Genomic DNA, 11,088 nt, shown 5'->3' with positions numbered 1-11,088 from the left:
TTTCGACCTAACTCAGTCAAGGTCAGTGTCTTACATTCAATCAGTGCCTTAGAGGCCAGCATCAAGCTGTTTAATCGTTTTAGGTGAAGTTCTGGGCAGTATTGGTGTAAAGAATGTTGTAGGATATTGGCTTCGCGCATCTTGTTGTCCAAGTGTAGTTTTTGGCGAAACCATTTGATCATGCAACAAGATGCGCTTCCACCCTAATTTGATGATTTATTTGTAAATCATCAGGGGATTCTTCAGCGCCGCACTGCCAAAGTCTGGGACCGAAATGGGGACGGCCCGTTTTTTAGATTGTTGGGCGAGCAAAATATCAAAAAAAGGCGTACTGAGATCCGTATCGGTAATGCCAATATGGCGGTAACTTAGGTAATCATCAAAGCTGATGTTTCGCTGCTTTGCCAAGGGATGGGACGAATTCATCAGGCAGATCATTTCATCGCTAAACAAGGTTTCCCACACCAGATCGTCTTGAAGAGGATTAGGTTGACTCAGATCATGGGGTAACAGCACAAAGTCTAATGTACCTTTAAGCAATCCATCAAAACCAATATTGTCTTTGCTGTAAATATCGAGGCGGATATTAGGAGCCAAGCTCAGAATATGGGCGCTGAGCTTGGCGGCCAGCAGTTCAAAGGTGCTTTCGCGCATCGCAAGCGAAAAACGCCCCTCAAAATGTGCAGGGTTAAACGCATCCTGACTCATGATCTGATTCATATCATTGATCATCTGCTGCACGCTTGGCCCTAATCGTCTTGCCAATGGGGTTGCTACCAGTGAGTTGCCGTTACGATAGAACAGTTCATCGTTTAAACTGTCCCTGAGCTGGCTTAAGGTTTTACTGACGGATGAGGGACTTAAACATAAACGTTCGGCACTGGCGGTTACGCTCAAGGTATCGAGCATCACATGCAAAGTGATCAAATGCTTCATACTAATCCGCGAAAGCTTGGCCAAATCCATCGGTGACATCCTATTGATTTATCGTGTATACGCATCTAAAGATACGTTCTTTTAATTATGATAAACAATAACATACAACTAACCCAGCATCTTACTCAGTAATGCGCGTCAGCTCACAGGCTTTCTCACAGCGAGTGTTCTTGAAGGCATCTGGTCTCAACGTCATCTTGCTTAACGCCATTGTCGATAAATTAAAGCTAACAAAAAAGCGAATGCATTTGAGCATTCGCTTTTGGGATGGCTAACTGATGATCAACATTCAATAAGCATAACGTTGATATTCAGGCAGAAAAGCCTAGACGCTAAGCGTCGCAAGCTAATGAGTAACTCAATACAGCTAAGCCTAGCTATGTTTGTTTGCAAACTCATTCATAAACTTGACCAAAGCAACTACACCATCGAGTGGCATTGCATTATAGAGGCTAGCACGCATACCCCCTACGATACGATGACCCTTTAAGGCAACGAGCCCAGCTATTTGGGCTTGCTTTAGGAACTCACTATCGAGCGCTTCGTTGACTAATTGGAAAGTCACGTTCATTTGTGAGCGGTTCGCTGCAACAACCCCATTACGGTAGAAAGCATTACCATCAATGCATTGATATAACATCTGCGCTTTTTGTTGATTAATTTTTGCAATACTCGCAATGCCGCCAATGGACTTAAGCCAAGCAAAGACTTCAGCGGCGAGATACCAAGCAAAGGTTGGCGGTGTATTGAACATAGAATCATGCTCAACGGCTAAACGATAGTCCATGATGGACGACTGCGGTAAACTCGGCAGTTTTAACATGTCATCGCGCACTATCACTATCGACAGACCCGATGGACCTATGTTCTTTTGTGCGCCAGCGTAAATCAAACCGTAGCGGCTGACGTCGATTTCACGTGACATAATGGTTGACGATAAATCGGCAACAATTGGCCAAGGTGAGTCTAATTCATCAAAAATTTCGATACCATCTACTGTCTCATTAGGGCAATAGTGAACATAGCGATAATCGGCATCGATTTTATGTAAATCAGGTAAGACAACCGCATTGAGTCCATTGTGTTTTTCAACAATATTCAAGCTATCAATCTGCGCTTCACCCACGAGCTTTTGTGCTTCGGCTAACGCGGCAGATGACCATTGACCACTGACTAAATACAGGGCTCGGCCATGATTACCTAAAAAATTATTCACAACAGCGGAGAACTGTCCACGACCACCGCCGTGCATAAATAGCACATGGTAATTTGTGGGGATCTGCATCAGTTCACGTAAATCGGACTCGGCTTGTTGTGTAAGCGCGATGAACTCTTTACTTCGGTGGCTGATTTCCATCACGGAAACGCCTTGGCCATTCCAATCAAGTAATTCCTGTTGTGCTTTTTTCATTACCGCTGCGGGTAACATTGCAGGTCCAGCACAGAAATTATAAATCGCGCTCACTGACACTCTCCTTAATCCCAACCATGATGTAGGTATTGATAAATACGAAACCATTCTAAAACGAACAATGCTATCAACATCAATGCCATTAAAAAAACGAGCGTCCAATTGGACGCTCGTTAATATGACACTTAATTACTCTTCGTCTTGCTCATCATCAGCAAGCTCGTCTTCATCTTCGTCCAACTCTTCTTCGTCATCCAGCGCTTCTTCAAGCGCCTCGTCGGCTAATTCGCCTTCGACAATGACAGGAACAATCGGTAAACCGTTTTCATCCAGCTCGACTTCATCTTCTTCAGTTTGGATTTCGTCGATACGTTGTAGGCCGACCACTTTCTCGTCGCCCGCAGTACGGATAATCGTTACACCTTGAGTGTTACGGCCAATGATAGACACGCCGCTCGCAGGTGTACGCACTAAGGTACCTTTATCACTGATGAGCATCAGTTCGTCGTTAAGACCGACTTGAACAGCCCCAACAACAGCGCCGTTACGTTCACTCACCTTGATTGAAACCACACCTTTAGTCGCACGGCTCTTCGCAGGATATTCAGACAGTTGCGTCCGTTTACCGTAGCCGTTTTCAGTCACAGTCAGAATCGCGCCATCGCCTTTGGGTACGATAAGCGACACGACTTTCTGACCTTCTTCTAAACGGATACCACGAACGCCTGTTGCAGTACGGCCCATAGGACGTAAGGACAAGACTTCTTCACCAGTTTCAGGATCGGTTTTCACTTCGCCTGTTTCAGAATCACGAACTTTCTCACCAAAGCGAACCACTTTACCTTCGTTCGAGAACAACATGATTTCGTCATCACCGTTAGTGATATCGACACCGATCAGTTGGTCACCGTCTTTGAGGTTAACGGCGATAATACCGTTTGCACGTGGATTGCTATAAGCAGTTAGTGCGGTTTTCTTCACAGTACCGTGTGAGGTCGCCATGATGATGTACTTGTCCGCCGCGTATTCACGTACTGGCAGAATCGCAGTAATGCGCTCGCCATCGGATAACGGCAACAAGTTAACAATTGGACGACCACGGGCCGTACGGCTCGCTAATGGCAGTTGATACACTTTGAGCCAGTACATCTTACCAAAATCAGAGAAGCACAAAATGGTGTCATGGGTATTGGCAACTAACAGCTTCTCGACGAAATCTTCGTCTTTCACTTTCGTCGCGGCTTTACCTTTACCACCACGGCGCTGGGCTTGGTAATCGGTCAATGGTTGATACTTGGCATAACCTAAGTGCGACAGTGTTACCACAACGTCTTCTTCGTTGATCAAGTCTTCAAGACTCATATCAACTTCGTTGGCATTGATCACTGTACGGCGCGCATCACCATATTCTTCAAGGATTTGAACTAATTCTTCCTTGATCACTTCCATCAAACGCTCAGGACTGCGCAAAATAAACAGCAGACCCGCGATAAATTCGAGCAGTTCTTCGTATTCGGCGATGATCTTATCGTGCTCAAGACCGGTCAAACGGTGTAAACGCAGTTCCAGAATGGCCTGAGCTTGTTGCTCAGTCAGGAAGTATTGACCGTCACGAATACCGTATTGTGGCTCTAACCACTCTGGACGCGCGGCGTCATCGCCCGCTTTTTCCAGCATGCCTTGAACGTGGCCTAATTCCCAACCTTGCTCAACCAATTTCACTTTGGCATCCGCAGGCGTGGGTGAGGCTTTGATCAGTGCAATAATCGGGTCAATGTTAGCCAGTGCAACCGCCAGCGCTTCCAAAATATGGGCACGCTCACGGGCTTTACGCAGTTCAAATACGGTACGACGCGTCACCACTTCACGGCGATGCAGAATAAAGCATTCGAGCATTTCTTTAAGGTTAAACAGTTTAGGCTGACCATTGGTCAGGGCCACCATGTTAATCCCGAAAGAACACTGCATTTGTGTTTGAGCATAAAGGTTATTGAGTACAACCTCGCCCACTTCACCGCGCTTAATTTCAATAACGATACGCATACCGTCTTTATCAGACTCGTCGCGTAGACCGCTGATCCCTTCAAGCTTTTTATCTTTAACCAGCTCGGCAATCTTCTCGATTAAACGGGCTTTGTTCACTTGATACGGGATTTCAGTGACGATAATGCGCTCACGGCCATTATCTTCGGTTTCCACATCTGCCAGAGCACGCATGATCGCGCGGCCCCGGCCAGTTTTATAGGCATCAATAATGCCTTTACGGCCATTGATAATCGCTGCAGTGGGGAAGTCCGGACCTGGAATGTATTCCATCAACTGTTCAATCGACAGTGAAGGTTCTTCAATCAATGCCAAACAGCCTTTCACTACTTCCGTTAGGTTGTGTGGTGGGATGTTGGTTGCCATACCCACGGCAATACCCGATGAACCGTTAATTAACAGGTTAGGTACGCGTGTAGGTAATACAGCTGGGATCTGTTCTGTGCCGTCGTAGTTAGGGACGAAATCCACTGTCTCTTTTTCAAGATCAGCTAGTAATTGGTGAGCTAACTTATCCATACGGATTTCGGTATAACGCATTGCCGCCGCTGAGTCACCGTCGACCGAACCGAAGTTACCTTGGCCGTCTACTAAGGTGTAACGCAGTGAGAATGGCTGGGCCATACGGACGATAGTGTCATAAACAGCAGAATCACCATGGGGGTGATATTTACCGATGACGTCACCGACCACACGGGCAGATTTTTTGTAAGGCTTGTTCCAATCGTTCTTCAATTCACTCATGGCAAACAGAACGCGGCGATGAACCGGCTTTAAGCCGTCGCGCACGTCTGGTAATGCACGTCCCACGATAACGCTCATGGCGTAATCAAGGTACGAATTCTTTAGTTCGTCTTCGATATTAATTGGCGAAATAGATGATGCCAGATCAGTCATAAACTGCTCGTTCCCCTGAAAAATAGCCGACAACGTATAATCCGTATCATTGCCTAGCCCAAAAACGTGATTTGGCATTCTAACACAGTTATTTAATGTCGCCAGACCTATCATTATCGAATTGAGAGTCTGGTGGCTTAATAGATGAAAACACTGTCAATTTGGTCGTTTGTGCGATAAACAAGCGTTGAAATTCACGGCTTACGATGAGGAAAAATCGTCAAAGGGATAAAGTAAAAGGTCGATACGGAGCACAACAATTAACATAAAAGCAGATAACTGCTGAAAATTCACTCAACCACAAGGGCTTAGCTCAGTCGAGCACTTTGTTTATCAAACATAGTCGTTATAATAGCCGCACAATACAGCTTCTTCAGGTAATAGCATGCATCAGAATACCAATGTAGACCCACAGGAAATCGCAAAGTTTGAACGTATGGCCGAAACTTGGTGGGATCTCAACGGCGAATTTAAGCCGCTGCATCTATTAAACCCGCTGCGCTTAAACTATATCGATCAAACCGCTGGCGGTATTTTCGGCAAGAAAGTGCTCGATGTCGGCTGTGGTGGCGGCATTTTGTCTGAAAGCATGGCCCGCATCGGCGCCGAGGTTGATGGCTTAGATATGGGTGATGAGCCCTTAGAAGTCGCCCGCCTACATGCCCTCGAAACGGGCGTGAGCATTAATTATGTAAAAAATACTGCCGAGGCCCACAGCCAAGATCATCAAGCCTATTACGATGTGGTGACCTGCATGGAAATGCTCGAACATGTACCCGATCCACAATCTGTGATTAAAGCATGCTGTGACATGGTCAAACCCGGTGGTCATGTGTTTTTCTCCACCATCAACCGCAACATTAAATCCTACGTGCACACCATTTTAGGTGCGGAATATTTGCTAAAAATGCTGCCAGTTGGCACCCACGAGCATAAAAAATTCATTAAGCCTTCGGAGCTGATTGAGCTAGTAGATAATACCGATCTTATCTGTACCGATGCCTTAGGGGTAAGCTACAACCCATTGACGAGCATTTTTAAGTACACGCCTAAGGTTGATGTGAATTACATGATAGCGACGCGTAAGGTTGATTAATATGAGTCTGGCACAGATCAAAGGCGTACTGTTCGATCTCGACGGCACCTTAGCCGATACCGCGCCGGATCTGGTGCAAGCCCTCAATTTAAGTCTTCAAGATGTCGGCATCGCCGCGCAGCCGTTAGCGGCCATGCGCTACGCCGCATCCCACGGCAGTTTTGCCTTAGTCGATGCCGCGATCCCTGATGCGGCAGAAGATCTTCGGTCTCAAGTTCAGCAAGGGCTACTCGCCCACTATCAGCGTATAAATGGCGATCACTGTGCGCTATTCACAGGCATAGCGGCATTACTCGATTGGCTTGAGTTAACGCAGATGCCGTTTGGGGTGATCACCAACAAGCCAGCCCGGTTTACCCGTCCCTTATTGCGAAAACTGAATTTACACTTGCGTATGCCCGTTATCATCAGTGGCGATTCGACCAAACACCCAAAACCCCACACAGCACCTATGTTGTTAGGTGCACAGCAACTAAACTGCGCACCTGAGCACATTTTGTATCTTGGGGATGCCGAGCGAGATCTGCTCGCGGCCAAGGCTGCTGGCATGTTAGGCGGCGTGGCCCTATGGGGTTATCTGGGCGTGAACGACAAGCCGTTGCAATGGCCAGCGCACGCGTATTTTGCGAGCCCAACTGAGCTACATCAAGCACTAATCGAAGCATTGGCTTAACAACATCAACCAAAAACAGCGCCTACAATGCTCAAGACTAAGGCATCCAATACGTAACTTCACTGACGAACATCAGTGTGTCAGCATACTATTTATGACCCACGGAAAAAGTCAGGCGGATAAAAGATCGGCACTCGTGAGCGATCGCGATCTAAAGAAAAGATCGCCTAAAAATCCCCCATGAGTGTGACACGCTAACCTGAAATTGAGCTTCAAGGTTAGTCGTTACTAACGCAAAATTTTATCCTCACGTTATCCACAAGATGTCCCCTGAATTCAGACTTGCAAATAGGGGCAAACCTCACTATCTTGTATCCCATATAATTTAAAACACCATATCTTGTGTATAGGTAACAATCAGACACACTAGAAGCTCGCCGCTTAATTGACTCGTTTGTAACCAGTCAGCTGTATTTAAGGGACGATTATTGATTGTTTTACAAGGATACGTACGGTGATTTTGCTCACCTAAATACATATAAGAACCAAGGCCTATCTCCAAATGAATAGCACTATGACAGTCACAAAACGCTGTGGCGATCGTGAGAATATCGATCTCGAAAAAATACACCGCGTAATTACTTGGGCAGCCAAGGGATTAAAAAACGTTTCTGTTTCGGAAGTTGAACTTCGCTCGCACCTACAGTTTTTCGATGGCATCCCAACCGAAGCTATCCATGAAACCATTATCAAGGCTGCGGCGGATTTAATTTCTCCAGAATCACCGGACTATCAGTTCCTTGCTGCCCGTTTAGCGGTGTTTCATTTGCGTAAGAAGGCCTTCGGTCAGTTCGAGCCGCCCGCATTGTATGCTCACGTGACTAAATTGGTTGAGCTGGGTAAATACGATCAACACATTTTAAGTGATTACACCCGCGAAGAGCTGGATGTGATGGATACCTATATCGACCATTGGCGCGATATGGATTTTTCCTACGCTGCGGTAAAACAGCTTGAAGGCAAATATTTAGTTCAAAACCGTGTGACCCACGAAATCTATGAGAGCGCGCAGTTCCTTTACATTTTGGTCGCAGCTTGCTTGTTTGCCCGTTATCCAAAAGAGACGCGCCTGAAATACGTTAAAGATTTCTATGACGCGGTATCAACTTTTAAACTGTCGCTGCCAACGCCAATTATGGCCGGTGTGCGCACCCCAACGCGTCAGTTTAGCTCTTGCGTACTGATCGAATGTGGTGACAGCTTAGATTCTATCAACGCGACCGCTTCGTCTATCGTGAAATACGTCAGCCAACGTGCGGGTATCGGTATTAACGCCGGTCGTATTCGTGCCTTAGGTAGCCCAATCCGTGGTGGTGAAGCCTTCCACACAGGTTGTTTACCTTTCTATAAGTATTTCCAAACCGCAGTGAAGTCGTGTTCTCAAGGCGGCGTGCGTGGCGGTGCTGCGACCCTGTTCTACCCTATTTGGCACTTAGAAGTCGAATCTCTGCTGGTATTGAAAAATAACCGCGGCGTCGAAGACAACCGTATCCGTCATTTAGACTACGGTGTGCAGTTGAACAAAGTCATGTATCAACGTCTGATCAAAGGCGAAAACATCAGTTTATTTAGCCCATCTGACGTGCCTGGCTTGTACGATGCTTTCTTTGAAGATCAAAACGAATTCGAACGTTTATATGTGCAATATGAGCAAGACAGCAGCATTCGTAAGAAAACGATAAAAGCAGTTGAGCTGTTTTCACTGATGATGCAAGAGCGCGCCTCAACGGGCCGTATCTACATTCAGAACGTGGATCACTGCAACACTCACAGCCCGTTCGATTCAAAAGTCGCGCCGATCAGACAGTCTAACCTGTGTCTTGAAATCGCCCTGCCGACTAAACCATTGAACAACATCGATGATCCAGAAGGTGAAATCGCGCTTTGTACGCTGTCAGCACTTAACTTAGGTTCTATCAAAGAGTTATCTGATATTGAGCCATTAGCCGACCTCGCCGTACGCGCACTGGATAATTTATTGGATTATCAAGATTACCCTATCAAGGCCGCGCAAATCGCCTCGATGAATCGCCGTACTTTAGGCATAGGCGTGATCAACTTCGCTAACTATTTAGCGAAAAACGGCATGAAGTATTCTGATGGTAGCGCGAACGCTTTAACCCACAGAACCTTCGAAGCGATTCAGTACTATTTACTGAAAGCCTCAATGAACTTAGCCAAAGAGCAAGGTGCGTGTCCGTTATTCCACGAGACCACTTACTCTCAAGGTATTTTGCCAATTGATACCTACAAACGTGACTTGGATAAAATTTGTGCCGAACCATTGCACTTAGACTGGGAATCACTGCGTAGCGATATCAAGCAATATGGCCTGCGTAACTCAACGCTGTCGGCATTAATGCCATCAGAAACCTCGTCGCAAATCTCCAATGCGACCAATGGTATTGAGCCACCACGTGGCCTTATCAGCGTGAAATCGAGCAAAGACGGTCAGCTAAAACAAGTGGTACCAGATTTCGATACACTGAAAGATAGCTATGAATTGCTGTGGAAAATGCCAAGCAACGACGGTTACTTACAGCTAGTGGGTATTATGCAGAAATTCGTTGACCAAGCGATTTCGGCTAACACTAACTACGATCCTTCACGTTTTGAAGGCCGTAAAGTGCCAATGCAAACCCTACTGAAAGATTTGCTCAATGCTTACAAGTTAGGTGTTAAAACGCTTTACTACCATAACACTCGCGATGGTGCGTCGGATTCACACGATGACATCACCAATTTAGAGAAAGAAGATGACGGTTGCGCCGGCGGCGCATGTAAAATCTAGTCTTTAACGTTAACGCGGCTCTTACAAATAAAAAGTATAGGGATCCCTATTTAGTGGATCCCTATCCATTGGAAAAATAGCACCATGGCCTACTCTACCTTCTGTCAAACACCCAACGATGCCACCCGTGAACCTATGTTTTTAGGTCAATCGGTCAACGTGGCGCGCTACGATCAACAAAAATATGAAGTGTTCGAAAAACTGATAGAAAAGCAGTTATCTTTCTTTTGGCGCCCGGAAGAAGTAGACGTCAGTCGCGATAAGATTGACTACGGTGCATTGCCTGATCATGAAAAACACATCTTTATTTCGAATCTGAAATACCAAACCCTACTCGACTCGATTCAAGGCCGCTCGCCCAATGTGGCCTTTTTGCCGCTGGTGTCACTGCCTGAATTAGAAACCTGGATTGAGACTTGGTCTTTCTCTGAGACGATTCACTCGCGCTCATACACCCACATCATTCGTAATATCGTTAACGATCCTTCAGTGATCTTCGACGATATCGTTGTGAACAAAGAAATCTTAAGCCGTGCGACCGATATCGCCGCTTATTACGATCACTTGATCCAACTGACTCAGATATTCCATTTACTCGGTGCAGGAACCCATGTTATCGATGGCAAAGAAGTCATAGTCAACACCCGCACCCTGAAAAAAGCCTTGTACCTGTGCATGATGTCAGTCAACGCCCTAGAAGCCATTCGTTTCTATGTTAGCTTTGCCTGCTCATTTGCCTTTGCTGAACGTAAGCTCATGGAAGGTAACGCGAAAATTATTCGCTTAATCGCCCGTGATGAAGCCTTACACTTAAACAGCACTCAGCATATTTTAAGCATCATGCAAGGCGGTAAAGACGATCCCGAAATGGGTGAAATTGCTGCAGAATGCCAACAGGAAGCTTTCGATTTATTCTTCAAAGCCGCAGAGCAAGAAAAAGAATGGGCAAAATACCTATTCAAAGACGGCTCTATGATAGGTTTGAATGAACAGATCCTGTGCCAATACGTTGAGTTTATTACTAATCAACGCATGAAGTCGGTGAATCTACCGCAACCATACCCAGAAATTACCAATCCATTACCTTGGATGAAAAACTGGTTAGAAAGCGATGCAGTGCAAGTTGCACCACAGGAAGTTGAAGTCTCTTCATACCTTGTCGGCCAAATCGACTCCGCGGTTGATGGTGATGAGTTCCTCGACTTCGATCTATAAGACACTTAAAAGTGACGTTACAAAAT

At 46.0% G+C, this 11,088-nt stretch carries 6 protein-coding genes and 2 pseudogenes; 4 read left to right on the top strand and 4 right to left on the bottom strand.

What is annotated here, in order from left to right; all coding sequences use genetic code 11:
- The 4 genes and pseudogenes from L5M18_RS15355 to gyrA form a co-directional block, all read right to left on the bottom strand.
- Positions 1-140 (bottom strand): annotated as a pseudogene (locus L5M18_RS15355) (IS4 family transposase); the annotation flags it as partial.
- Between the two features lie 103 nt (positions 141-243).
- A pseudogene (locus L5M18_RS15350) lies at positions 244-966 on the bottom strand (LysR family transcriptional regulator); the annotation flags it as partial.
- 343 nt (positions 967-1,309) lie between these two features.
- The gene (gene serC / locus L5M18_RS15345; protein ID WP_131524063.1) at positions 1,310-2,401 is read right to left on the bottom strand and encodes a 3-phosphoserine/phosphohydroxythreonine transaminase; all 1,092 of its coding nucleotides are present in this window, start codon (positions 2,399-2,401) and stop codon (positions 1,310-1,312) included.
- 135 nt (positions 2,402-2,536) lie between these two features.
- Positions 2,537-5,287 carry a DNA gyrase subunit A gene (gyrA, locus tag L5M18_RS15340; protein ID WP_105253124.1) on the bottom strand — a complete coding sequence of 917 codons (2,751 nt, stop codon included), beginning with the start codon at positions 5,285-5,287 and terminating at the stop codon, positions 2,537-2,539.
- 385 nt (positions 5,288-5,672) lie between these two features.
- Here gyrA and ubiG point away from each other — a divergent pair, with 385 nt between their 5' ends.
- From ubiG to nrdB, 4 genes are all read left to right on the top strand, one after another.
- The gene (gene ubiG, locus L5M18_RS15335) at positions 5,673-6,383 is read left to right on the top strand and encodes a bifunctional 2-polyprenyl-6-hydroxyphenol methylase/3-demethylubiquinol 3-O-methyltransferase UbiG (protein WP_263197616.1); all 711 of its coding nucleotides are present in this window, start codon (positions 5,673-5,675) and stop codon (positions 6,381-6,383) included.
- Position 6,384: 1 nt separating this feature from the next.
- On the top strand, positions 6,385-7,056 hold the full coding sequence (locus tag L5M18_RS15330; RefSeq protein WP_263197615.1) for an HAD family hydrolase: 672 nt from the start codon (positions 6,385-6,387) through the stop codon (positions 7,054-7,056).
- Between the two features lie 502 nt (positions 7,057-7,558).
- Positions 7,559-9,847 carry a class 1a ribonucleoside-diphosphate reductase subunit alpha gene (gene nrdA, locus L5M18_RS15325; RefSeq protein ID WP_263197613.1) on the top strand — a complete coding sequence of 763 codons (2,289 nt, stop codon included), beginning with the start codon at positions 7,559-7,561 and terminating at the stop codon, positions 9,845-9,847.
- Positions 9,848-9,931: 84 nt separating this feature from the next.
- Complete coding sequence (nrdB, locus tag L5M18_RS15320) at positions 9,932-11,062, top strand: class Ia ribonucleoside-diphosphate reductase subunit beta (RefSeq protein ID WP_028759863.1); 1,131 nt, start codon at positions 9,932-9,934, stop codon at positions 11,060-11,062.
- The last annotated feature ends 26 nt before the right edge of the window (positions 11,063-11,088 follow it).

Source organism: Shewanella sp. SM20, from assembly GCF_025654545.1.
Classification (GTDB): Bacteria; Pseudomonadota; Gammaproteobacteria; order Enterobacterales; family Shewanellaceae; genus Shewanella; species Shewanella oncorhynchi.
This window is presented reverse-complemented; position numbering and strand designations above follow the sequence as displayed.

What these genes read in the sequence shown, in the direction of transcription:
- gyrA (WP_105253124.1), bottom strand. Translation starts at nt 5,287, where the DNA reads ATGACTGATCTGGCATCATCTATTTCGCCAATTAATATCGAAGACGAA.
- nrdB (WP_028759863.1), top strand. Translation starts at nt 9,932, where the DNA reads ATGGCCTACTCTACCTTCTGTCAAACACCCAACGATGCCACCCGTGAA.
- ubiG (WP_263197616.1), top strand. Translation starts at nt 5,673, where the DNA reads ATGCATCAGAATACCAATGTAGACCCACAGGAAATCGCAAAGTTTGAA.
- L5M18_RS15330 (WP_263197615.1), top strand. Translation starts at nt 6,385, where the DNA reads ATGAGTCTGGCACAGATCAAAGGCGTACTGTTCGATCTCGACGGCACC.
- nrdA (WP_263197613.1), top strand. Translation starts at nt 7,559, where the DNA reads ATGAATAGCACTATGACAGTCACAAAACGCTGTGGCGATCGTGAGAAT.